Raw genomic sequence first — 21,246 nt, 5'->3', positions numbered from 1 at the left:
CTGCACACGGGCCGAACAGGCCCGGGTGCTAGCATATCCCCCTGATTTCAGCGCCGATTCCCATGCTCAGTTTCTTCCGTCGCAAAAAGCCCCAGGACGCTCCGCAGGACGCGCCCAAGACCCAGCACTACACGGCTGAAGAGCTGGCCGCCGCGTTCCCGCAGGCCGACCAAGCCCCTGTTGCCGAAGACACCGCGGCTCCGGTCGGCCGGGCAGAGCCCGGCGCTACGCCGGTCGCGCGTGCCGATGCGGCCGTTGCACCGGCCGCATCGCCGGACGTCGTGTCCGAAACGCCCGCCATCCCCGCGGCGCCGCTGGCTGCACCGCCGTCGGCCGCGGTTCCGGTTCTGGTCACCACCGAAATCGTGCAGGAAGCAGCCCAACCGCTCGCTTCGCCCGCCGCCATCGATGAGGCCGCCCCGGCCGCCCCCGGCAAGACCGGCTGGCGCGATCGCCTGCGCAACAGCGTCATCGCGCGCAGCTTCGGCGGCCTGTTCTCGCGCAATCCCAAGCTCGACGACGACCTGCTCGACGAACTTGAAACCGCGTTGATCACCGCCGACGTCGGCGTGGGCGCCACCACCGCGCTGGTCGAAAACCTGCGCAAGCGCATGAAGGCGCGCGAGTTCGCCGATGCCCCGGCCCTGCTCAAGGCGCTGCGCGCCGAGCTGATCGCGATCCTGCAGCCGGTCGCCAAGCCGCTGGTCATCGACCGCACCGCCAAGCCGTTCGTGATCCTCACCGTCGGCGTCAACGGCGTCGGCAAGACCACCACCATCGGCAAGCTGGCCAAGCGCTTCAAGGACGACGGCCACAGCCTGATGCTGGCCGCCGGCGATACCTTCCGCGCCGCCGCCGTGGCCCAGCTGCAGGCCTGGGGCGAGCGCAACGGCGTGGCCGTGGTCGCCCAGGGCCAGAATGCCGACGCCGCCTCGGTGGCGTTCGACGCGCTGCAGGCCGGCAAGGCCCGTGGCACCGACGTGCTGATCGCCGACACCGCCGGCCGCCTGCACACCCAGGGCGGGCTGATGAACGAACTGGGCAAGATCCGCCGCGTGCTCGGCAAGATCGACCCCAACGCGCCGCACGAAGTGCTGATGGTCATCGACGGCACCACCGGCCAGAACGCGCTGTCGCAGCTGCGCCAGTTCCATGCCGCGGTGAACGTGACCGGCCTGGTGGTGACCAAGCTCGACGGCACCGCCAAGGGCGGCGTGGTGTTCGCGCTGGCGCGCGAGTTCGGCATTCCGATCCGCTTTGCCGGCATCGGCGAGCGCCCGGAAGACCTGCGCGTGTTCGATCCCGAAGCCTTCGTCGATGCGTTGCTGCCGGAAGCATTGGGTGGCTGACGCCTTCGTAGAAGGCCTCCTGCCCTGGTTCGACACCCACGGCCGGCACGACCTGCCCTGGCAGCACCCGCGCTCGCCCTACCGGGTCTGGCTCTCCGAAATCATGCTGCAGCAGACCCAGGTCGCCACGGTCATTCCGTACTTCCTGAAATTCCTGCAGGTCTTCCCCACCCTGCCCGACCTGGCCGCCGCCAGCAACGATGCGGTGATGGCGCAATGGGCCGGGCTCGGCTACTACGCCCGCGCGCGCAACCTGCACGCGGCTGCGAAACGCTGCGTCGAACAGCACGGCGGTGACCTGCCGCGCGACGTCGACGCGCTGCACGCGCTGCCCGGCATCGGCCGCAGCACCGCTGGCGCGATCCTCAGCCAGGCTTGGAACGACCGTTTCGCGATCCTCGACGGCAACGTCAAGCGCGTGATGAGCCGCTACCACGGCATCGAGGGTTTCCCCGGCCTGCCGGCGGTGGAAAAAGTACTGTGGGCGCTCGCCCAGACGCATGTCGAAGCGGTGCCCGCCGGCCGCCTTGCCGACTACACCCAGGCGCAGATGGACCTTGGCGCCACGGTCTGCACGCGGGCGAAGCCGGCCTGCGTGATCTGCCCGCTGCAGCAGGACTGCGTTGCCCGCCGCGAAGGCCGCAGCGACCAGCTGCCCACCCCGAAACCGACCAGGACGCTGCCCGAGCGCGAGGCGGTGGCGCTGCTGCTGCGCGATGCGCAGGGCCGCGTGCTGCTGCAGAAGCGGCCCGACACCGGCATCTGGGCGCAGTTATGGACCCTGCCACAGGCCGACAGCGGCAGCGCCCTGCAGGACTGGTTCGACGTGCACGTACGCGGTTCGCTGGAAGATGCCGAGGAACTGCCGGTGCTGCAGCACACCTTCAGCCACTACCGCCTGCACCTGCAGATCCTGGCGCGACGCGTTGAAGGCCTGCGCGCGGATGACCCTGCAATGCGCTGGGTCGCCGACCACGAGCTGCCCGCTCTGGGGCTGCCTGCACCGATCCGCAAGCTGCTGGAATCCGGCAGCATTCCGCCCGCGCCCGCTGCGCGACGTAAACTACGCGCTGCAGCGCCCTTGAAGAACATCGAGTAAGCCATGTCCCGCACCGTTTTCTGCCAGTACGAACAACGCGACAATGAAGGCCTGGATTTCGTGCCCTACCCCGGCGAACTGGGCCAGCGCATTTTCAATGGCATCGGCAAGAGCGCCTGGAGCAAGTGGCTGGCGCACCAGACCATGCTGATCAACGAGAACCGCCTGTCGCCACGCGACCCGAAGCATCGCGCGTTCCTGGAAGAAGAGCTGGTGAAGTTCCTGTTCGCAGGTGGCGCTGAAAAGCCGGCCGGGTTCGTTCCGGAGGCGTAATCCACTGCTTCCCGTTCCGAAGCCATCGTAGTGCCGGCCGCTGGCCGGCTCCGTGCGATGGCGGATTCATGCAGAGCCGGCCGGCGGCCGGCACTACGGTTCGCGTTCTTCTACTTGGGCCTGGCGCATTTCCTGCTCGGAGGCGCGCAGCGCCTTGATGTCCAGCTTGCGGATGCTACCAATGAAGCACGGCACGCTCGGGCCCTGATTGGGGTCGCGTATCAGCACCTTGTCGAACCGCGCTGATACCTGGCCAGTGCGGCTGGTCAGCCCGATCGCAGTGGCGTAGCTCAGCCCGTAGCACGGGCCCCGCAGCTCCATCAGGTAGGCCTCGCTGGGACGCGTCCACACCGCCAGCGCGCTGTCGCCCAGTTCTGTCCAGCCGCTGAGCGTGCCGAAGTACGGCATCGAGTTCTGCGGCGGGCCGGCGTGGGCGCGGTACAGGTCCAGCCGCTCGGCGCTGGTCAGCCGGCCGGTGGCGCAGCCAGCGAGCGTGAGACCCAGCACAGCGACGGCGATCAGCTTCTTCATGGCAGGTGCCTGCAAGGGGTTACCGCGATGATGCACCGGTCCGGGTCGACCGGCAGCGGTCGACCCGAAGCTGTTCAGCTGCCAGCTCAGACGTCGGCGTGGGCCAGCGCGTGCAGCCGCCCTTCGCGCAGCTCCAGTACCCGGTCCAGCTTGCGCGCCAGGCTGCGGTCGTGGGTCACCAGCACCAGGCTGGTGTGATGCGCGCGGTTGAGGTCGAGCATCAGCTCGAACACGGTGCCGGCGGTCTTGTCGTCCAGGTTGCCGGTCGGCTCGTCGCCGAGCACGCAGGCCGGGCGGTTGACCAGCGCACGCGCCACCGCCGCACGCTGGCGCTCGCCACCGGACAGCTCGCCCGGCTTGTGCTCCAGGCGGTGGCCCAGGCCGACCGATTCCAGCAGCGCGTTCGCACGCTGACGCGCATCGTTGACCTCGGCGCCGGCCAGCAGCACCGGCATCATCACGTTTTCCAGCGCGGTGAACTCGGGCAGCAGGTGATGGAACTGGTACACGAAGCCCAGCGCGCGGTTGCGCAGCTGGCCACGCTGGCCGTCGGACAGCGAGGACATCTTCTGGCCGGCCACGAACACTTCGCCGGCGGTCGGCGTGTCGAGCCCGCCCAGCAGGTGCAGCAGGGTGCTCTTGCCGGCACCGGAGGCCCCGATGATGGCCACGGTTTCGCCGGCGGCCACGCTCAGGTCCAGCCCGTTGAACACCGGGGTCTGCATGCGGCCTTCGGCATAGGTCTTGGCCAGGCCCTGGGCACGGATTACTTCGTCGCCGCGGTTGATCGGCTCATTCATAACGCAGGGCCTCGGCCGGCTGGGTGCGGGCAGCGCGCCACGCGGGGTACAGGGTGGCGAGGAAGCTCATGACCAGCGCAACCACGGTGATGATGACGATGTCCGGGGTCTGCATGTCGGTCGGCAGGCCGGTGATGTAGTAGACGTCTTCCGGCAGCAGTTTGACGTTGAACAGCGACTCGATGGCGCCGAGGATGCGCTCCAGGTTCAGGGTCAGGGTGATGCCGCCGACCACGCCGAGCACGGTGCCGAAGATGCCGATCAGCGAGCCCTGCACCATGAACACCTGCATGACCCCGCCCGGGGTCAGGCCCAGCGTGCGCAGGATGGCGATGTCGGCCTGCTTGTCGGTGACCAGCATGACCTGCGAGGACACCAGGTTGAACGCGCCCATGGCGATGATCAGCGAGAGCAGGATGCCCATCACCACCTTCTCCATGCGCAGCGAGTGGTACAGGTTGGCGTTCTGCTTGGTCCAGTCGCTGACCCGGTACGCACCACCGAGGTTCTGCGCGAGATCGACGCCGACGTCCAGCGCCTTGTCCATGTCATGCAGCTTCAGGCGCACGCCGGTCACCCCGTCCATGCGCAGCACGCGCTCGAGGTCGGCCATGTTGGCGTAAGCCACGCCGCGGTCGATCTCGTTGTAGCCGGCCTCGAAGATGCCGCTCACGGTGAAACGCTTCAGCCGCGGCATGGCGCCCATCGGCGTGCCCTGTACTTCGGCCAGGGTCACCAGCACGGTATCGCCCACGTCCACGCCGAGCCACAGCGCCAGCTCCTGGCCGAGCAGCAGGTTGTAACTGCCTTCGGTAAGGCTGTCGAAGCTGCCCTTGGTGACCTTGGTGTTGATCACCGAGACCGCCGGTTCCAGCTTCGGATCGATGCCCTGCACGATCGCGCCCTGGACGCGCGGACCGCTGAGCATGGCCTGGATCTCGATGTACGGTGCGGCACCGGCCACGCGCGGATCCTTGTGCGCCATGTCGACGGTGCGCTGCCAGTCCGACATCGGCGCACCGTCGGTGGTCACCGTGGTGTGCGCGGTCATCTGCAGCAGGCGGTCGCGGATCTCCTTCTGGAAGCCGCTCATCACCGCCAGGGTGGTGATCAGTACGGTCACGCCCAGCGCGATGCCGAGGATCGAGGCCATGGAGATGAAGGAGATGAAGCCGTTGCGGCGCTTGGCCCGCAGGTAGCGCAGGCCGATGGAGACGGGTATGGGTTTGAACATGCAGGTACGCCGGACAGTTCAGGCTATGGTGCCATCACGGACGTGAACGGGAAATGGGACGGGCCTGGATCGCCAGTCGGAGTTCACGTCGCCGGGGTGCCGGCAGCGTGTCCGGCCAGAACAGGCAGGCCCGGCGGCTGCCGTCCTGGCGCCAGCCGAGCTGGAGTAGCGGGCCGCGGTCGTGCAGGGTGAGGCCTTCTACCGGCTGGCCATCGACACAGGCTGGACCTTCTCCGCGGGGGATGACGAAGGCGCGGGACGGGCGGCGGGCATGGCGCCAGCCCTGCCCTGCCGCCATCGCGGCGGCCAGCAGGCCCGCCGGCCACTGCGCGGCGGCAGGCAGTGCCGTGGCGGTGGCCGCCCAGGGCATCAGCGCGGCGAACACAACGTGCGCGGCAAGCTGCCAGCGCGAGGGGCGCCACTCAAGCCGGCAGGGCGCCGATCTTGTTGAGGAGGGGTACGGCGTGGGCATGCGGGCACTGCTCGTATCCCATGAACCAGCGCCACAACTTATCGTCTTCGCAGTCGAGCAGGAACAGGAAAACCTCGCGCTCTTCGGTAGGGGCGGTGGGCCATGCGCGGTCGAGATAGCGGCCGAACAGCTGGTCCAGTTCGCGCATGCCGCGGCGGCAGCGCCAGCGGAGTTTCTTGAGAAGGACGTCTTCTTCCATTTTGCTGGCTCCGGATACGGTAAAGCCACGCAGGGCGTGGCTCTACCGGGTAATCATTGGTGCGAGGGACACGCATGGCGTGTCGCTACGCGGTCGGGCATTCCGGGCAACCCGCGTAGTGACACGCCATGCGTGTCCCCGCGGTGCCCGAAGCACCCTTCATCAGGCGCGGCGCGCCATCATCAACTTCTTGATCTCGGCGATCGCCAGGGCCGGGTTCAGGCCCTTCGGGCAGGTCCGGGCGCAGTTCATGATGGTGTGGCAGCGGTACAGCTTGAACGGGTCTTCCAGGTCGTCCAGGCGCGCACCGGTGTCTTCATCGCGCGAGTCGATGATCCAGCGGTAGGCCTGCAGCAGGATCGCCGGGCCCAGGTAACGCTCGCCGTTCCACCAGTAGCTCGGGCAGCTGGTCGAGCAGCACGCGCACAGGATGCACTCGTACAGGCCGTCCAGCTTCTTGCGATCTTCCGGCGACTGCAGGCGCTCGCGGTCCGGCGGTGCCGGGGTCTGGGTGCGGATCCACGGCTTGATCGACGCGTACTGCGCGTAGAAGTGGGTCAGGTCCGGCACCAGGTCCTTGACCACGCTCATGTGCGGCAGCGGGTAGATCGGCACTTCGGCCTTGCCGCAGTCGGCGATGGCGCGGGTGCAGGCCAGCGTGTTGGTGCCGTCGATGTTCATCGCGCACGAACCGCAGATGCCTTCACGGCACGACCGGCGGAAGGTCAGGGTCGGGTCGATCTCGTTCTTGATCTTGATCAGCGCGTCGAGAACCATCGGGCCGCAGGCGTCCAGATCGATCTCGTAGGTGTCGGTGCGCGGATTGCTGTCGTCGTCGGGACTCCAGCGGTAGACCTTGAAGGTGCGCAGGTTCTTGCCACCGCTCTTGGCGGGGAAGTGCTTGCCCTTCGTGATCTTGGAATTCTTTGGCAGGGAAAACTCGGCCATGGCTGCTCTCGTTGGCTCAGGCGGCCCGCGCCCTCAAGGCGCGGATTGCATGGTAGGCGGGGGTCGCGATCAGTACACGCGCGGCTTCGGCGGCACCACGGCAACCTCGTCGGTCAGCGTGTACATGTGCACCGGGCGGTAGTCGAAGCTGCACTTGCCCTTGTCGTCGACGCTGACCAGGGTGTGCTTGTGCCAGTTGACGTCGTCGCGATCCGGATAGTCCTCGTGTGCGTGGGCACCGCGGCTTTCCTTGCGCTGTTCGGCCGAGTTGATCGTCGCCACCGCGTTGAGCAGCAGGTTGTTCAGCTCGTAGGTTTCGATCAGGTCGGAGTTCCAGACCAGCGAACGGTCGGTGACCTTCACGTCCTGGAACGAATCGAACACCTGCGCCATCTTCGCGCAGCCTTCCTTCAGCGTTTCGCTGGTACGGAACACCGCCGCGTCGGCCTGCATGGTGCGCTGCATGTTGTCGCGGATGACCGAGGTCGGGGTGTCGCCGTTGGCGTAACGCAGCTTGTCCAGCAGGCCCAGCGCCTTGTCGCAGGCATCGGCGGCCAGCGGCTTGTGCGCCGCGCCCGGCTTGATGGTCTCGGCGCAGCGGTTGGCCACCGCACGACCGAACACCACCAGGTCCAGCAGCGAGTTGGAGCCCAGGCGGTTGGCACCGTGCACCGAGACGCAGGCGGCTTCGCCGATCGCGTACAGGCCCGGCACCACGGCGTCGTTGTTGTCGCCGACCTTGCGCACCACTTCACCGTGGAAGTTGGTCGGAATGCCGCCCATGTTGTAGTGCACGGTCGGGATGACCGGGATCGGCTGCTTGTGCACGTCGACGCCGGCGAAGATGCGGGCGCTTTCGGCGATGCCCGGCAGCTTCTCGTCGATCACGCCCGGGCCGAGGTGGGTCAGGTCGAGCAGGATGTGGTCCTTGTGCTCGCCGACGCCGCGGCCTTCGCGGATCTCGATGGTCATCGAACGGGCCACCACGTCGCGCGAGGCCAGGTCCTTGTAATGCGGTGCGTAGCGCTCCATGAAGCGCTCGCCGTTGCTGTTGCGCAGGATGCCGCCTTCACCGCGGACACCCTCGGTGATCAGGCAGCCGGCGCCGTAGATGCCGGTCGGGTGGAACTGCACGAACTCCATGTCCTGCATGGCGATGCCGGCGCGCATGGCCAGGCCGCCACCGTCGCCGGTGCAGGTATGCGCCGAGGTGGCGCTGAAGTAGGCGCGACCGTAGCCGCCGGTGGCCAGCACCACGCCCTGGGCGCGGAACAGGTGCAGCGAGCCGTCGGACATGTCCAGCGCGAGCACGCCGCGGCAGGCACCTTCGTCATCGAAGATCAGGTCCAGCGCGAAGTACTCGATCATGAAGCGCGCGTCGTGCTTCAGCGACTGCTGGTACAGCGTGTGCAGCATGGCGTGGCCGGTACGGTCGGCCGCCGCGCAGGTGCGCTGCGCCGCCGGGCCTTCGCCGTACTTGGTGGTCATGCCACCGAACGGGCGCTGGTAGATCTTGCCCTCTTCGGTGCGGCTGAACGGCACGCCGTAGTGTTCCAGCTCGATGATCGCCGGAATGGCCTCGCGGCACATGTACTCGATGGCGTCCTGGTCGCCCAGCCAGTCCGAGCCCTTGATGGTGTCGTAGAAGTGGTAGCGCCAGTCGTCTTCGCCCATGTTGCCCAGCGCGGCGGAGATACCGCCCTGCGCGGCCACGGTGTGCGAACGGGTCGGGAAGACCTTGGTCAGGCAGACCGTCTGCAGGCCCTTGGCGGCAAGACCGAACGTGGCGCGCAGGCCGGCACCGCCGGCGCCCACCACGACCATGTCGTACTTGTGTTCCGTAATCTTGTAAGCGGACATCTAATCTGGATTCCTGTCTTGGTGCCTGGACTCAGGCAACGCCGAGCGCAATGCGGGCGACCGCAAAAACACTGATGATCGCGCCGAGCACGGCGATGAACTTCACCGTGGTCTGCAGCGCCAGGGCCAGCAGCGAGTTGTGGATGTAATCTTCCAGGATCACCTGCAGGCCGATCTGGGCGTGCCAGAACATGGCCACCAGGAAGCCGACCAGCAGGATCGCGTTCCACGGCTTGGCCACCGCGTCGGCGGCGGTCACGTAATCGGCGTTGAGCAGGCTGAGCACGAACACCAGGAACCAGATGGTCAGCGGGACCAGGGCGGTGGCGGTCAGGCGCTGCAGCACGAAATGCTCGGTGCCGGTCTTGGCCGCGCCAAGCCCGCGCACGTTCTTCAGCGGGGTACGGAACTTGTTCATGCGGCGGCTCCCACGAAGACATAGGCCCAGACCAGCGCGGTGATCACCAGGCTGGCGAACACCGAGATCCAGCTGCTGCGCACGAAGGCGGGAATGCTGAAGCCGATCGCAAAGTCCTGCACGATGTGGCGGATGCCGTTGCACAGGTGGTAGGCGAACGACCACGTCCATGCGAACAGGAACAGCTTTCCATACCAGCTGCCGGCGTGACCGGTGAAGCAGTTCCAGGATTCAGGACCCATCATCAGGGCCAGCAGGCCGCCGGCGATGATCAAGGCTCCAACAGACAGAAAGATGCCGGTCGCTCGATGAAGAATCGAGGTGGCCATCTGGATCTGCCAGCGATACACCTGAAGGTGCGGGGAAAGGGGACGTTCTCTGGCGGCCATTCGCTGGGCTCGTTGTCTCGGCTGGGCGGCACAATGCCGCGTTGGCTCAATGCTGATCAGAAATCGATGCAGCGTCCGTTTTTCTCCCAATCTCCATACCGCACCGGATCAAGTCCGCCGCGGCCGCCGATTTCCACAGGCTCCACCGGGGTCGGGACGAGCGTCTGCTCCTCCGGCACCAGCGGGGCTTCAGGTTCGGAATCTGGAGTGGGGGTTGTTTGGCCTATCATGGGTGGTCTCGCAACGCACAAATTTTAGACCCCGTTCACGTGCCTGACAACCTGCCCCTCGATTTCATCGGTTTTCCGCGGCTTTCCGGTCACGCGCTGCTCAGTCTGCGCGGCCTGGATGCGGCGGTGTTCGCCCACGCCCAGTTCTCCAGCGACGTCACTGCCCTGCCCGAGCGGCATTGGCAGTGGAGCGCGTGGTTGAGCGCCAAGGGCCGCACCCTGGCGGTGTTCCAGCTGTTGAAGGTGGACGCCGAGCACGTGCTGCTGGTGCTCGCCGACGGCGACGCCGATGCGATTGCGTCGCAATTGCAGCGCTTCGTGTTCCGCCGCAAGGTCAAGGTGGAAGTGCGCAGCGACCTGATTGTCGCCGGCAGCTTCACGGCGCCGGAGGCGGCCTCCGGGGCTGCAATCGCCGTTGATGGTGAGACGCTGGAGCTGGATGTGGGGAGCGACGCCCTGCCGCGCACATTGAAGATCGGCCCGGCGCCGGCCGAGGCGCCCGCGCCGGACGCGGGCTTCGAGCTGGCCTGGCGCCAGTCCGACCTGCGCTACGGGCTGCCGAGGCTTGCCGCCGACCAGCGCGAACAGTGGACGCCGCAGCAGCTGGGGCTGGACCGGTTGAACGGTTACAGCGTCAAGAAGGGCTGCTACCCGGGCCAGGAAATCGTGGCGCGCACCCATTTCCTGGGCAAGGCCAAACGCGCCCTGCAGCTGCTGCGCGTGGCCGACGGCGTGGAAAGCGGGGCCAAGGTGCAGCAGAACGGCGCCGACATCGGCACCGTGGCCAGCGTGGCCGGGGACCTGGCGCTGGCGGTGTTGCCGCTGGAGCTGGCTGAGGGCGCGTTGAGCGTGGGTGGCGTGGAGGCGCACGGCGTGCCGTTGCTGGACGGGCTCGCCCGCTGACGGGTTCCGTGGGACACGCATGGCGTGTCTCTACGCGCTTCGACCCACCCCGCGTAGCGACACGCCACGCGTGTCCCACGCACCACCCGCACCGTTCGACCCATTGGCGGCGGCACGAACAACGTGCCGCCCTACCCTCAAACGTCGTAGTTCAACCGCTCGCCGCTGTCCGCATCAAAGAAATGCAGCCCCTGCGGCTGGATCGCCACGCGGATCGTGCCGCCCACCGCCGGCAAGGCCTGCGGGGCCACGCGCATCACCAGCGCCTGGCTGCCGTGGGTCATGTTGACGAAGATCTCGTTGCCCACCGGCTCGATGCCGTCGATCACCGCCTCGAATGCAGTCGCATCGCCTGCCGCTGCCGGCTGCAGGTGCTCCGGGCGCACGCCCACGGCCAGGGTCCGACCGATCCAGGCCGGATCGATGGTCGCGTTGCCCAGCGGCGCACGCAGCGCACCGTCCTGCACCACGACACCTTCGACGCCCTGCTCCAGCCGCCCGCGCAGCACGTTCATTGCCGGGCTGCCGAGGAAGCCGGCCACGAACAGGTTGGCCGGGCGGTCGTACAGCGCCATCGGCGTGTCGATCTGCTGGATCACACCGTCCTTGAGCACCACGATCCGCTGGCCCAGGGTCATCGCTTCGACCTGGTCATGGGTCACGTAGATCATGGTCGTGCCCAGCTTGCGGTGCAGCTGCGCGATCTCGGTGCGCACGCTGTGACGCAGTTTGGCGTCGAGGTTCGAAAGCGGTTCGTCGAGCAGGAACACCGCCGGCTCGCGCACCAGCGCCCGGCCCAGCGCCACGCGCTGGCGCTGGCCGCCGGACATCGCCTTGGGCAGCTTGTCGAGCATCTCGGTCAGGCCCAGCGTCTGCGCGGCGTCGTTGACGCGCTTTGCAATCGTCGCCTTGTCGTGCCCGCGCAGCTTCAGCCCGAACGCCAGGTTCTCGGCCACGGTCATGTGCGGGTACAGCGCGTAACTCTGGAACACCATGGCGATGTCGCGGTCCTTGGGCGCCACGTCGTTGACCACCCGGTCGCCGATGCTCAGGGTGCCGCCACTGATTTCCTCCAGGCCGGCGACCATGCGCAGCAGGGTCGACTTGCCACACCCCGACGGCCCGACCAGCACCATCAACTCGCCATCGGCCACTTCGAAGGTCGCGCCCTGCACGGCCACCTGGCCGTTGTCGTATACCTTGCGCACGCCCTGCAACTGCACTTTTGCCATATCACCCATTCCAGTCCGCCCGCTGCCGGGCTGTTGTGCGGAACTGCCGTCGGCCCTCCCGATGGCAGGTCGATGGCGTGGTGCCGCATGACGGCGACCACTGCAATCGAATACAGTCTGCTCATTCTGCCATGTAAACGTTTTCACGTGGCAGTATCCAATGGTCGGTCATGACCACGTCGCACTCTGCCCGTGACATGCCCCATGATGAGCGGGTACGCGCCTGTTCATGTTGCAAAGCAGCAACCGGACATCGCGCCCCGCGGGACCCCCGAGAACATAGACGAGAAGCGATTGACAACGATGTCACCCGGATCTGAAACTCGAGCGATGCACGACACCCTCTTCCTGTTCGGCGCCACCGGCGACCTCGCCCAGCGCTATCTGTTCCCCTCGTTGCTGCGCCTCCTTGGCGACGGCCTGCTGGCGGAAAACTTCAAGATCCGCGCACTGGCGTTGTCCGCGCATGACACGGAAGCATTCCGCGACATCCTGCGCCCGCGCCTGCAGCAGGCCATGCCGAGTGCCAGCCAGGACGACATCCAGTCGCTGCTCGATCGCATCGATTACCGCTCGGTCGACCTGCGCGATGCGCAGTCCGTAGCCGACTCGGTGCGCGACCTGGTGCACGGCAACTGCGTGAGCTACCTGGCCATTCCGCCGGGCCTGTACATCTCCACCTGCGAAGGCCTGGCCCTGGGCGGCGCACTCGCCGCACCGCACCGGTTGATGCTGGAAAAGCCGATCGGCAGCGACAGCGAGAGCGCGCAGCAGATCCTGACCACCATCGGCCAGTGGATCGACGAAGACCGCGTGTTCCGCCTGGACCATTACCTGGGCAAGGCCGCGGTGCAGAACCTGATCGCGCTGCGCTTCGGCAACACGCTGCTCGAGGCAGTGTGGAACCGCAACTACATCGAGTCGGTGCACATCCTGGTCGCCGAGAGCGAAGGCGTGGATGGCCGCGATGCCTACTACGCACGCTCGGGCGCGCTGCGCGACATGGTCCAGAGCCACATCCTGCAGCTGCTGTGCCTGGTGGCGATGGAGCCGCCGGCGTCGCTGGAAGCCGACCGCATCCGCGACGAGAAGGTCAAGGTGCTGCGCGCTCTGCGCCCGCTGGATGCAAAGCACGCCGCGCGCGACAGCGTGCGCGGCCGCTACACCGCCGGCACCATCAATGGCCAGCCGGCGCAGGCCTACCAGCCGCCGGAAGGCAGCGACGTGGAAACCTTCGTCGGTGTCACCGCGCACATCGACAACTGGCGCTGGTCCGGCGTGCCGTTCCATCTGGTCACCGGCAAGCGCCTGGCCGAACGCACCAGCCGCGTGGTGGTCACGCTCAAGCCGGTCACGCACTGGCTGTTCGAGCGCCCGGACCGTGGCAATGCCACGCCCAACCGCATCACCTTCCAGCTGCAGCCGCAGGAAAACATCGAGCTGGGCCTGATGAGCAGCCTGGCCGGCCCGGAATGGGGCGCGCTGGAACTGCACCCGCTGGAACTGGAACTGTCGGTGCCGACCGGCCTGCACCGCCGCATCGCCTACGAGCGCCTGTTCCTGGACGCGTTCAACGGCAACCATGCGCTGTTCGTGCGCGACGACGAAGTGCGCGCCGCCTGGGCCTGGATCGACAGCGTCAGCGATGCGTGGAAGGCGGCGGACCTGCCGCTGCAGCCGTATCCGGCCGGTGAGTGGGGCCCGGAACAGGCCTTCGGCTTCCTGCCTGCCGACGTGAACGCCGACGCCGCCCGCAAGGAACCGGCATGACGGTGTCGACCCAACCGGCGCTGGTCGCCGACATCGGCGGTACCAACGCCCGCTTCGCGCTGGCAGATACCAGCCTGGCCGCACCGCTGATCAACGACAGCATCCGCGAATTCGTGGTCGCCGATTTCCCGTCGCTGGGCGACGCCGCGCGGCATTACCTGGAGCAGATCGGTGCGGAAGCGCAGCGCGGCGTGTTCGCCGTGGCCGGCCGCGTCGATGGCGATGAAGCGCGCATCACCAATCATCCGTGGGTGATCTCGCGGATGCGCACCGCGCACATGCTGGGCTTCAACGAGCTGCACCTGATCAATGACTTCGCCGCGCAGGCAATGGCGATCTCGCTGCTGCAGCCGCAGGACGTGGTCCAGGTCGGCGGCGCGGCGTGGGTACCGGGCAAGCCCGGCCAGCCGCGCAACTATGCGGTGATCGGACCGGGTACCGGGCTGGGCGTGGGCGGGCTGATCCTGCGCCACGGCCGCTGCTACCCGCTGGAAACCGAGGGCGGCCATGTCAGCTTCCCACCGGGTACGCCGGAGGAAATCCGGATCCTGGAGATCCTGTCCGAACAGTTCGGGCGGGTCTCCAATGAGCGCCTGATCTGCGGCCCGGGCCTGGTCAACATCCATCGCGCGGTGTGCGAGATGGCCGATGTGGATCCGGGCCAGCTGCAGCCGGTGGACGTCACTGCGCGTGCGCTGCACGGCGACCCGCAGGCGATGCGCACGGTGGATGTGTTCTGCGCGGTGTTCGGTGCGATCGCCGGCGACCTGGTGCTGATCCAGGGCGCCTGGGACGGCGTATTCCTGACCGGCGGGCTGGTGCCGAAGATGCTCGATTCGCTGCAGCATTCCGGGTTCCGGCAGCGCTTCGAACACAAGGGCCGGTTCTCTTCGATCATGGCGCGGGTGCCGTCGCTGGCAGTGATGCACCCGCATGCCGGGCTGCTCGGCGCGGCCGGTTATGCCGCCGATCTCGAACGTGACCTGCCAGGAGGCGCCGCATGAATTCGCTGGAAAATTCCAATCGTTTCACCTTCGTCCGGCATGGCGAAGCCGACGCGTGGATCGAGGTAGTCGCTGCGGAAATGGCGCAGATCCTCAACCACGACATCGCCGAGACCGGCCGCGCGCGCATGCTGTTGTCCGGCGGTTCGACGCCTGCGCCGGTGTACCAGGCGCTGGCCGAGCTGGATGTGCAGTGGGACCGGGTCGAAGTCAGCCTGGTCGATGAGCGCTGGCTGTCGCCGCAGGACAGCGACAGCAATGCGTGGCTGGTGCGGGAGAACCTGCTCAAGCGCGCCGAAGGTGCACACTTCGATCCGCTGGTGCGGGTCGGCAAGCCCTTGCCGGAGTGCGTGTACGCGGCCAACCTGCAGGCCCAGCACAACCAGGCGCCCAGCGTCGCGGTATTGGGCATGGGCAACGACGGGCACACGGCGTCGCTGTTCCCGGGTTCGCGCGATCTGGCAAAAGCGCTCGAAAGCACCCTGCCCTACGCGGCGCTGGATGCGACCGGGTGCCCGGGCGCGAACCAGTGGCCGCTGCGCATCACGCTGACCCCGCGCGGTCTGCGCACCTGCCGCCAGCGCCTGCTGCTGCTGCGCGGCAAGCAGAAGCTGGAAGTGCTGAAACAGGCGCTGGAAAGCAACAACGCACAGCTGTATCCCATCCTCAACGCGATCGACATCGACGGCCCGAAGCTGCGCATCCATTGGTGCGACTGAACGCATGCCACGTATTTCTTTTCGTCTTCTCATAGCCGGTAGTAGCCAATGAGCCTGCACCCCACCCTCCATGCCATCACCGAGCGGATCGTCAAGCGCAGCGCTGCGTCGCGCGCGGCGTACCTGGCCGGTATCGACGCTGCGCTGCGCGACGGTCCGTTCCGTTCTCGCCTGAGCTGCGGCAACCTGGCGCACGGTTTCGCTGCGTGCGGGCCGACCGACAAGAGCCGCCTGCGCGGCGGCGTGACGCCGAACCTGGGCATCATCACGGCGTACAACGACATGCTGTCGGCGCACCAGCCGTTCGAGCATTACCCGGAAATCCTGCGCGAGACGGCGCGTTCGCTGGGTGCGACGGCGCAGGTGGCCGGTGGCGTGCCGGCGATGTGCGACGGTGTGACGCAGGGCCGTGGCGGGATGGAGCTGTCGCTGTTCTCGCGCGATGTGATCGCGCAGTCGACGGCGATCGGGCTGAGCCATGACATGTTCGACAGCACGGTCTACCTGGGCGTGTGCGACAAGATCGTGCCGGGGCTGTTGATCGGGGCGCTGGCGTTCGGCCATCTGCCGGCGATCTTCCTGCCGGCCGGTCCGATGACGCCGGGCATTCCGAACAAGCAGAAGGCGGAGGTGCGCGAGCGTTACGCGGCGGGCCAGGCAACGCGCGAGGAGCTGCTGGAGGCGGAGTCGGCGTCGTATCACGGCGTGGGTACGTGCACGTTCTACGGGACGGCCAATTCGAACCAGACGCTGCTGGAGGCGATGGGGGTGCAGTTGCCGGGCGCGTCGTTCGTGAATCCGGAGACGCCGCTGCGCGATGCGCTGACGCGGCATGCGGCGGCACGGGCATTGGAGATCAGTGCGCTGGGCGATGATTTCCGTCCGCTGGGGCGGTTGATCGACGAGCGGGCGATCGTCAATGCGGTGGTGACGCTGATGGCGACGGGCGGTTCGACCAACCACACGATCCACTGGATCGCGGTGGCGCGGGCGGCGGGCATCGTGCTGACGTGGGACGACATGGATCAGCTGTCGCAGCTGGTGCCGCTGCTGGCGCGGGTGTACCCGAACGGGGAGGCGGACGTGAACCGTTTCGCGGCGGCGGGCGGGACGGCGTTCGTGTTCCGGGAGCTGATGGATGCGGGGCTGATGCATGCGGATCTGGTGACGGTGGCCGAGGGCGGGATGCGGCAGTACACGCAGGATCCGGCGCTGCGCGAAGGCGGGCTGACCTGGATCGACGGGATCGTGGAAAGTGCGGACCGTGAGGTGGTGCGCGGGGTGGCGGAGCCGTTCGAGGCACAGGGCGGGCTGCGGCTGCTGCGCGGCAACCTGGGCCGTTCGCTGATCAAGTTGTCGGCGGTGAAGCCGCAGTACCGGACGATCGAGGCGCCGGCGGTGGTGGTGGATGCGCCGCAGGTGCTGAACAAGCTGCACGCGGCGGGCCTGCTGCCGCAGGATTTCGTGGCGGTGGTGCGTTACCAGGGTCCGCGTGCGAACGGGATGCCGGAGCTGCATTCGCTGGCGCCGCTGCTGGGGCTGCTGCAGAACCAGGGGCGCCGGGTGGCGCTGGTGACGGATGGTCGTCTGTCGGGTGCGTCGGGCAAGTTCCCGGCGGCGATCCACATGACGCCGGAGGCGTCGCGTGGCGGTCCGCTGGCACGCATGCGGGAAGGCGACATGATCCGTCTGGATGGTGAAGCGGGCACGTTGGAAGTGCTGGTGGATGCGGCGGAGTGGGCAGCACGCGAGCTGGCGCCGAACACGGCGCCGGCGGCGCACGATCTGGGCCGCAATCTGTTCGCGATGAACCGCCGTCTGGTGGGTCCGGCGGACCAGGGCGCGATTTCGATTTCGTGCGGGCCGGCGACCGACGAAGGCGATGTCTGGAATTACGACGCGGAGTACGAGCTGGGGCATGACGCTGCTGCAGCGCTTGCGCCGCATGAAGCCAAAGATGCCTGACGGGTCTGCGCCAACGGCGGCGGTGGGTGTCTCCTGATGTGAGGCATCGCCGGGGGTCCCCTCCGGGACACGCCGTGAACCCATCCATGGGGGCTGCTAGAAAACATCCATGTTTTCTAGCGTCCCTCCGGGGACCCCCGGCGCTGCCTCACCACACATTGCGGCGCCTCGTTGCCCCCGACGAAATCATTGAACGCGTAGTGCCGGCCGCCGGCCGGCTCCTCGCAAAACTCGATCCGCGACTTACAAAGGTTCTCTCATGTCTATCGCTGAACACCAGAAACGCGCTGAATCCCTGCTGCTTGCCGCTGGCATCCTGCCGGTCGTTACCGTCCACACCCTCGACCAGGCCCGCGCGGTCAGCGCTGCCCTGCTCGAAGGCGGCCTGCCGGCCATCGAGCTTACTTTGCGCACCCCGGTGGCGATGGAAGCGCTGGCGATGCTCAAGCGCGAGCTGCCGGATGTGGTGGTGGGTGCGGGCACGGTGCTGACCGTGGAGCAGATGCAGCAGGCCATTGATGCGGGCGCGGATTTCCTGGTGACGCCGGGTACGCCGGCGCACATGGCCGATGCGCTGGCGGCGGCGGCGCTGCCGGTGGTGCCGGGTGCGGGGACGCCGACGGAGATGCTGGCGCTGTATGCGCGCGGGTTCCGGGTGTGCAAGCTGTTCCCGGCGTCGGCGGTGGGCGGGCTGGCGATGATCAAGGGCCTGGCCGGTCCGATTCCGGACCTGAAGCTGTGCCCGACCGGCGGCATCACGGAAACCACGGCGGCGGAGTACCTGGAGCAGAAGAACGTGGTCTGCATCGGCGGGTCGTGGATGGTGCCGAACAACTGGATCGAAAACGGCGAATGGGACAAGGTGCGCGAAAGCGCGGCGCAGGCGGCGAAGATTGTCGCGCGCGTTCGGTCGCATTGACGACCCATTACCGCGCAGCCACGCAGCGCGTGGCTCTACCGGCGTAAAAAAAGCCCGGACATGTCCGGGCTTTTTTTCGCGGTGCCGCAACGATTACATCGGCCGCGCTGGATCCACCAGCCCATATTGGCTGGCCATGCGTGCGAGCGCGATGTTGTCGTGGATGCCCATCTTCTCGAACAGGCGGGCCTTGTGGGTGTTGACGGTCTTGGCGCTCAGGCTCAACCGCTTGGCGATGTCTTCCTGGCGCAGGCCCTGGGTCAGCAGCAGGGCGACTTCGAGTTCGCGCGGGGAGAGGCTGTCGAACGGGGACTGGCTGCCTTCGACGTTGGACAGGGCCAGGTTCTGGGCAATGCTGCTGCCCAGGTAGCGGCGGCCGAGGGCGGCGTCGCGCACGGCGCGCAGCAGTTCCTGGGCGTCGCAGGCCTTGCCGATGTAACCGGAGGCGCCGGCTTCGAGCAGGCGCTTGGGCATGGGGCCGTCTTCGAGCACCGAGACGATCACCACGCGGGTGCCGTGGTCGCCACGGATCACGCGTTCGGTCACTTCCATGCCGCTCACGCCGGGCAGGTGCAGGTCGCACAGCACCACGTCGGGGCGCAGCTTGCGGATCTCCGGGAGGGCGTCTTCGCCGGATTCGGCCTCACCCACTACTTCGATGTCTGTCTCGTTCGACAGGATCATCTTCATGCCGGTACGCACCAGCGCGTGGTCGTCCACCAGATACACTCGAATCGTCATCCCACCCACCCTGTTCCAAACGCTGCAATCCGGGGCAAGCCTAGCCCCGGGGTCCTGCGATAACAAGGAAGTTCGATCCCCATCAGCGCGTTCTGATGCCCACATCACATACGAAGTGCATTACCCAAGACGCCGTCTTTCAAGGCGGGCCTTATCGGTATACCGGGCCTATCGAAGTCCGCGGAAACCGTTGCCGCTTGCAGCCCGTTCCCTGCGGGCGGGTGTCAGTTCCGGCGGCGCCAGGGATGGCGGCGGCGGAACATCACCAGGAAGCACCCTACCACCCAAACCAGCGCGGCACACCACCCGGCCAGGATGTCGGAGGGGTAATGCACGCCCAGGTAGACCCGCGAGAGGCTGACCGAGCCGGCAAACAGCACGCCGAACACCACGGCCGGCCAGCGCCAGCGGGTGTTCCAGGCCAGCAGGACCAGCACGGCGGCCAGGGTCATCGAGCCCATGGCGTGGCCACTGGGGAAACTGTAGGTGCTTTCCGGGGCGATCGACTCCCACAGGGTCGGCCGGTCGCGCTGGAAGAACTGTTTGCTGCCGATGTTGAGCAACGCCGAGCCGGCGAAGCTGATCGCCGCGAAGCTGGCTTCGCGCCAGCGCCGGTACAGCAGCAGGGCCAGCACGATCAGGATGTCGCCGGGAATCACGCCCCACTGGTAGCCGATCTTCGAGATCAGCACGAAGGCGGCGTCCAGGCCCGGCCGGGCCACGTCGTGCATGCGCCACAGCAGCGGGGCGTCGAAGTAGAAGGCTTCCAGTTCATGCACGTCTTCGGCCAGCGCGACGAAACCGGCCAGCGGCAGCAGTACGCCGGCAAACAGCAGGAAGAAGCGCCAGGCATTGCGCGCCATCCAGTGGCGGAAGCCGGCGGCCGGTTCCGGCGCCGCCATGACCGGGGGCTTATCCGGCGTTTCTGACATAGGTGCGTTCGACGTAGGCGTCGATCAGCTCCACGAATTCCTGGGCGATGTTCTCGCCACGCAGGGTGACGGACTTTTCGCCGTCCACGAACACCGGGGCCGAGGGCGCTTCGCCGGTACCCGGCAGCGAAATGCCGATGTTGGCGTGGCGCGACTCACCGGGACCGTTTACCACGCAGCCCATCACCGCCAGGGTCATGTTCTCCGCGCCAGGGTGGTTGATCTTCCACAGCGGCATCTTTTCGCGCACGTGGTTCTGCACGACCTTGGCCAGCTCCTGGAAGAACTCGGAAGTGGTGCGGCCGCAGCCCGGGCAGGCCGTGACCAGCGGGGTGAAGGCGCGCTGGCCGGTGGTCTGCAGCAGTTCCTGGGCGACGATCACCTCCTGGGTGCGCGACTGGCCCGGTTCGGGCGTCAGCGAAATGCGGATCGTGTCGCCGATGCCTTCCTGCAGCAGCACCGCCAGCGCCGCCGACGAGGCGACGATGCCCTTGCTGCCGATGCCGGCTTCGGTCAGGCCCAGGTGCAGGGCGAAGTCCGAGCGCTGGGCCAGGTCGCGGTACACCGCGATCAGTTCCTGCACGCCACTGACCTTGGCCGAGAGCACGATGCGGTCGCGCGGCAGGCCCAGCTCCACGGCGGTATGCGCCGAGTCCAGCGCCGAGCGGATCAGCGCCTCGCGCAGCACCCGGCCGGCGTCCCAGGGCTGGGCGCGGTGGTTGTTCTCGTCCATCAGGCGCGCGGCCAGCGACTGGTCCAGCGAGCCCCAGTTGGCGCCGATGCGCACCGGCTTGTCGTAGCGGATCGCGAACTCGATCAGCTGCGCGAACTGGGTGTCCTTCTTCTTGCCGAAGCCGACGTTGCCGGGGTTGATCCGGTACTTGGCCAGGGCTTCGGCACAGGCCGGTTCCTGGGTCAGCAGCTGGTGGCCGTTGTAGTGAAAGTCGCCGATCAGCGGGACCTCGATCCCCATCATCCGCAGCTTTTCCACGATGCGTGGAATGGCGGCGGCCGATTCGGGATTGTTCACGGTCAGCCGGACCATTTCCGAGCCGGCCCGCCACAGTTCAGCCACCTGCTTGACGCTGGAGGCGACGTCGGCGGTGTCGGTGTTGGTCATCGACTGCACCACCACGGGCTTGCCCCCGCCCACGACCACGCCGCCGATACGGACGGCCTGGGTCTGGCGGCGGGCCCACACGGTGGTGTCGGAAGGTTGGGTCGGTTGGCTGACGGCGTCGTGCATTGCCCATTTTAAC

Annotated in this window: 23 protein-coding genes; 9 read left to right on the top strand and 14 right to left on the bottom strand. The window is 67.3% G+C overall.

Annotated features, from left to right (window positions below; genetic code table 11):
* Positions 1-62 precede the first annotated feature (62 nt).
* Genes ftsY through PDM28_RS07560 form a run of 3 tightly spaced genes read left to right on the top strand, consistent with a single transcriptional unit; the run spans position 63 to position 2,721 of the window.
* Complete coding sequence (ftsY, locus tag PDM28_RS07570; RefSeq protein WP_311184336.1) at positions 63-1,349, top strand: signal recognition particle-docking protein FtsY; 1,287 nt, start codon at positions 63-65, stop codon at positions 1,347-1,349.
* Positions 1,342-2,448: an A/G-specific adenine glycosylase gene (gene mutY / locus PDM28_RS07565; RefSeq protein ID WP_311184335.1), complete on the top strand. Its 1,107-nt coding sequence runs from the start codon at positions 1,342-1,344 to the stop codon at positions 2,446-2,448. Before ftsY ends, mutY begins: the two co-directional genes overlap by 8 nt.
* A 3-nt stretch (positions 2,449-2,451) precedes the next feature.
* Positions 2,452-2,721, top strand: coding sequence for an oxidative damage protection protein (locus PDM28_RS07560; protein WP_311184334.1), 270 nt, complete (start codon positions 2,452-2,454; stop codon positions 2,719-2,721).
* 93 nt (positions 2,722-2,814) lie between these two features.
* Here PDM28_RS07560 and PDM28_RS07555 read toward each other — a convergent pair whose 3' ends face one another.
* The 10 genes from PDM28_RS07555 to PDM28_RS07510 form a co-directional block, all read right to left on the bottom strand.
* Positions 2,815-3,252: a DUF6491 family protein gene (locus PDM28_RS07555; protein ID WP_311184333.1), complete on the bottom strand. Its 438-nt coding sequence runs from the start codon at positions 3,250-3,252 to the stop codon at positions 2,815-2,817.
* A gap of 86 nt (positions 3,253-3,338) precedes the next feature.
* Positions 3,339-4,052: a lipoprotein-releasing ABC transporter ATP-binding protein LolD gene (lolD, locus tag PDM28_RS07550; protein ID WP_102945739.1), complete on the bottom strand. Its 714-nt coding sequence runs from the start codon at positions 4,050-4,052 to the stop codon at positions 3,339-3,341.
* Positions 4,045-5,286 carry a lipoprotein-releasing ABC transporter permease subunit gene (locus PDM28_RS07545; RefSeq protein ID WP_102945740.1) on the bottom strand — a complete coding sequence of 414 codons (1,242 nt, stop codon included), beginning with the start codon at positions 5,284-5,286 and terminating at the stop codon, positions 4,045-4,047. The genes lolD and PDM28_RS07545 overlap by 8 nt, the downstream gene beginning before the upstream one ends.
* A 34-nt stretch (positions 5,287-5,320) precedes the next feature.
* Positions 5,321-5,758, bottom strand: coding sequence for a hypothetical protein (locus PDM28_RS07540; RefSeq protein ID WP_311184332.1), 438 nt, complete (start codon positions 5,756-5,758; stop codon positions 5,321-5,323).
* Positions 5,709-5,957, bottom strand: coding sequence for an FAD assembly factor SdhE (locus PDM28_RS07535; protein WP_311184331.1), 249 nt, complete (start codon positions 5,955-5,957; stop codon positions 5,709-5,711). Before PDM28_RS07535 ends, PDM28_RS07540 begins: the two co-directional genes overlap by 50 nt.
* Positions 5,958-6,119: 162 nt before the next feature.
* Complete coding sequence (locus PDM28_RS07530; protein WP_070209075.1) at positions 6,120-6,905, bottom strand: succinate dehydrogenase iron-sulfur subunit; 786 nt, start codon at positions 6,903-6,905, stop codon at positions 6,120-6,122.
* Positions 6,906-6,974: 69 nt separating this feature from the next.
* Positions 6,975-8,765: a succinate dehydrogenase flavoprotein subunit gene (sdhA, locus tag PDM28_RS07525; RefSeq protein ID WP_102945743.1), complete on the bottom strand. Its 1,791-nt coding sequence runs from the start codon at positions 8,763-8,765 to the stop codon at positions 6,975-6,977.
* A gap of 31 nt (positions 8,766-8,796) precedes the next feature.
* A complete protein-coding gene (gene sdhD / locus PDM28_RS07520; protein ID WP_311184330.1) occupies positions 8,797-9,183 on the bottom strand; it encodes a succinate dehydrogenase, hydrophobic membrane anchor protein in 387 nt (128 codons plus the stop codon).
* Complete coding sequence (gene sdhC / locus PDM28_RS07515; RefSeq protein WP_070209072.1) at positions 9,180-9,572, bottom strand: succinate dehydrogenase, cytochrome b556 subunit; 393 nt, start codon at positions 9,570-9,572, stop codon at positions 9,180-9,182. The genes sdhD and sdhC overlap by 4 nt, the downstream gene beginning before the upstream one ends.
* A gap of 56 nt (positions 9,573-9,628) precedes the next feature.
* The gene (locus PDM28_RS07510) at positions 9,629-9,802 is read right to left on the bottom strand and encodes a DUF1674 domain-containing protein (protein WP_084739082.1); all 174 of its coding nucleotides are present in this window, start codon (positions 9,800-9,802) and stop codon (positions 9,629-9,631) included.
* Between the two features lie 39 nt (positions 9,803-9,841).
* On the opposite strand from PDM28_RS07510, the gene ygfZ reads away from it, so the two are divergent.
* Positions 9,842-10,705, top strand: coding sequence for a CAF17-like 4Fe-4S cluster assembly/insertion protein YgfZ (ygfZ, locus tag PDM28_RS07505; protein ID WP_311184329.1), 864 nt, complete (start codon positions 9,842-9,844; stop codon positions 10,703-10,705).
* A gap of 137 nt (positions 10,706-10,842) precedes the next feature.
* Here the strand turns inward: ygfZ and PDM28_RS07500 are convergent, their stop codons facing one another.
* Complete coding sequence (locus PDM28_RS07500) at positions 10,843-11,937, bottom strand: ABC transporter ATP-binding protein (RefSeq protein WP_311184328.1); 1,095 nt, start codon at positions 11,935-11,937, stop codon at positions 10,843-10,845.
* 330 nt (positions 11,938-12,267) lie between these two features.
* On the opposite strand from PDM28_RS07500, the gene zwf reads away from it, so the two are divergent.
* The 5 genes from zwf (at position 12,268) to PDM28_RS07475 (ending at position 18,314) form a co-directional block, all read left to right on the top strand.
* On the top strand, positions 12,268-13,707 hold the full coding sequence (zwf, locus tag PDM28_RS07495; RefSeq protein ID WP_102945747.1) for a glucose-6-phosphate dehydrogenase: 1,440 nt from the start codon (positions 12,268-12,270) through the stop codon (positions 13,705-13,707).
* Positions 13,704-14,711, top strand: a complete 1,008-nt coding sequence (gene glk / locus PDM28_RS07490; RefSeq protein ID WP_311184327.1) for a glucokinase — start codon at positions 13,704-13,706, stop codon at positions 14,709-14,711. Before zwf ends, glk begins: the two co-directional genes overlap by 4 nt.
* Entirely contained in the window at positions 14,708-15,430 is a 723-nt protein-coding gene (gene pgl / locus PDM28_RS07485; RefSeq protein ID WP_311184326.1) for a 6-phosphogluconolactonase, read from the top strand. Before glk ends, pgl begins: the two co-directional genes overlap by 4 nt.
* Before the next feature lie 48 nt (positions 15,431-15,478).
* Complete coding sequence (edd, locus tag PDM28_RS07480) at positions 15,479-17,395, top strand: phosphogluconate dehydratase (protein WP_311184325.1); 1,917 nt, start codon at positions 15,479-15,481, stop codon at positions 17,393-17,395.
* A gap of 259 nt (positions 17,396-17,654) precedes the next feature.
* Entirely contained in the window at positions 17,655-18,314 is a 660-nt protein-coding gene (locus tag PDM28_RS07475) for a bifunctional 4-hydroxy-2-oxoglutarate aldolase/2-dehydro-3-deoxy-phosphogluconate aldolase (protein WP_311184324.1), read from the top strand.
* Positions 18,315-18,407: 93 nt separating this feature from the next.
* Here the strand turns inward: PDM28_RS07475 and PDM28_RS07470 are convergent, their stop codons facing one another.
* The 3 genes from PDM28_RS07470 to ispG all read right to left on the bottom strand — a co-directional run bounded on the left by PDM28_RS07470 (position 18,408) and on the right by ispG (position 21,233).
* Positions 18,408-19,055, bottom strand: coding sequence for a response regulator (locus PDM28_RS07470; RefSeq protein ID WP_070208864.1), 648 nt, complete (start codon positions 19,053-19,055; stop codon positions 18,408-18,410).
* A gap of 224 nt (positions 19,056-19,279) precedes the next feature.
* On the bottom strand, positions 19,280-19,987 hold the full coding sequence (locus PDM28_RS07465; RefSeq protein WP_102945753.1) for a phosphatase PAP2 family protein: 708 nt from the start codon (positions 19,985-19,987) through the stop codon (positions 19,280-19,282).
* Positions 19,968-21,233, bottom strand: a complete 1,266-nt coding sequence (gene ispG / locus PDM28_RS07460; protein WP_102945754.1) for a flavodoxin-dependent (E)-4-hydroxy-3-methylbut-2-enyl-diphosphate synthase — start codon at positions 21,231-21,233, stop codon at positions 19,968-19,970. The genes PDM28_RS07465 and ispG overlap by 20 nt, the downstream gene beginning before the upstream one ends.
* Between the last annotated feature and the right edge of the window lie 13 nt (positions 21,234-21,246).

Source organism: Stenotrophomonas aracearum, from assembly GCF_031834615.1.
In the GTDB taxonomy this organism is placed as follows: domain Bacteria; phylum Pseudomonadota; class Gammaproteobacteria; order Xanthomonadales; family Xanthomonadaceae; genus Stenotrophomonas; species Stenotrophomonas aracearum.
This window is presented reverse-complemented; position numbering and strand designations above follow the sequence as displayed.

What these genes read in the sequence shown, in the direction of transcription:
- PDM28_RS07555 (WP_311184333.1), bottom strand. Translation starts at nt 3,252, where the DNA reads ATGAAGAAGCTGATCGCCGTCGCTGTGCTGGGTCTCACGCTCGCTGGC.
- pgl (WP_311184326.1), top strand. Translation starts at nt 14,708, where the DNA reads ATGAATTCGCTGGAAAATTCCAATCGTTTCACCTTCGTCCGGCATGGC.
- sdhD (WP_311184330.1), bottom strand. Translation starts at nt 9,183, where the DNA reads ATGAACAAGTTCCGTACCCCGCTGAAGAACGTGCGCGGGCTTGGCGCG.
- glk (WP_311184327.1), top strand. Translation starts at nt 13,704, where the DNA reads ATGACGGTGTCGACCCAACCGGCGCTGGTCGCCGACATCGGCGGTACC.
- PDM28_RS07465 (WP_102945753.1), bottom strand. Translation starts at nt 19,987, where the DNA reads ATGTCAGAAACGCCGGATAAGCCCCCGGTCATGGCGGCGCCGGAACCG.
- edd (WP_311184325.1), top strand. Translation starts at nt 15,479, where the DNA reads ATGAGCCTGCACCCCACCCTCCATGCCATCACCGAGCGGATCGTCAAG.
- sdhA (WP_102945743.1), bottom strand. Translation starts at nt 8,765, where the DNA reads ATGTCCGCTTACAAGATTACGGAACACAAGTACGACATGGTCGTGGTG.
- PDM28_RS07475 (WP_311184324.1), top strand. Translation starts at nt 17,655, where the DNA reads ATGTCTATCGCTGAACACCAGAAACGCGCTGAATCCCTGCTGCTTGCC.
- zwf (WP_102945747.1), top strand. Translation starts at nt 12,268, where the DNA reads ATGCACGACACCCTCTTCCTGTTCGGCGCCACCGGCGACCTCGCCCAG.
- lolD (WP_102945739.1), bottom strand. Translation starts at nt 4,052, where the DNA reads ATGAATGAGCCGATCAACCGCGGCGACGAAGTAATCCGTGCCCAGGGC.
- ispG (WP_102945754.1), bottom strand. Translation starts at nt 21,233, where the DNA reads ATGCACGACGCCGTCAGCCAACCGACCCAACCTTCCGACACCACCGTG.
- PDM28_RS07545 (WP_102945740.1), bottom strand. Translation starts at nt 5,286, where the DNA reads ATGTTCAAACCCATACCCGTCTCCATCGGCCTGCGCTACCTGCGGGCC.
- PDM28_RS07500 (WP_311184328.1), bottom strand. Translation starts at nt 11,937, where the DNA reads ATGGCAAAAGTGCAGTTGCAGGGCGTGCGCAAGGTATACGACAACGGC.
- PDM28_RS07470 (WP_070208864.1), bottom strand. Translation starts at nt 19,055, where the DNA reads ATGACGATTCGAGTGTATCTGGTGGACGACCACGCGCTGGTGCGTACC.
- sdhC (WP_070209072.1), bottom strand. Translation starts at nt 9,572, where the DNA reads ATGGCCGCCAGAGAACGTCCCCTTTCCCCGCACCTTCAGGTGTATCGC.
- PDM28_RS07560 (WP_311184334.1), top strand. Translation starts at nt 2,452, where the DNA reads ATGTCCCGCACCGTTTTCTGCCAGTACGAACAACGCGACAATGAAGGC.
- PDM28_RS07535 (WP_311184331.1), bottom strand. Translation starts at nt 5,957, where the DNA reads ATGGAAGAAGACGTCCTTCTCAAGAAACTCCGCTGGCGCTGCCGCCGC.
- ftsY (WP_311184336.1), top strand. Translation starts at nt 63, where the DNA reads ATGCTCAGTTTCTTCCGTCGCAAAAAGCCCCAGGACGCTCCGCAGGAC.
- PDM28_RS07530 (WP_070209075.1), bottom strand. Translation starts at nt 6,905, where the DNA reads ATGGCCGAGTTTTCCCTGCCAAAGAATTCCAAGATCACGAAGGGCAAG.
- PDM28_RS07540 (WP_311184332.1), bottom strand. Translation starts at nt 5,758, where the DNA reads ATGCCCACGCCGTACCCCTCCTCAACAAGATCGGCGCCCTGCCGGCTT.
- PDM28_RS07510 (WP_084739082.1), bottom strand. Translation starts at nt 9,802, where the DNA reads ATGATAGGCCAAACAACCCCCACTCCAGATTCCGAACCTGAAGCCCCG.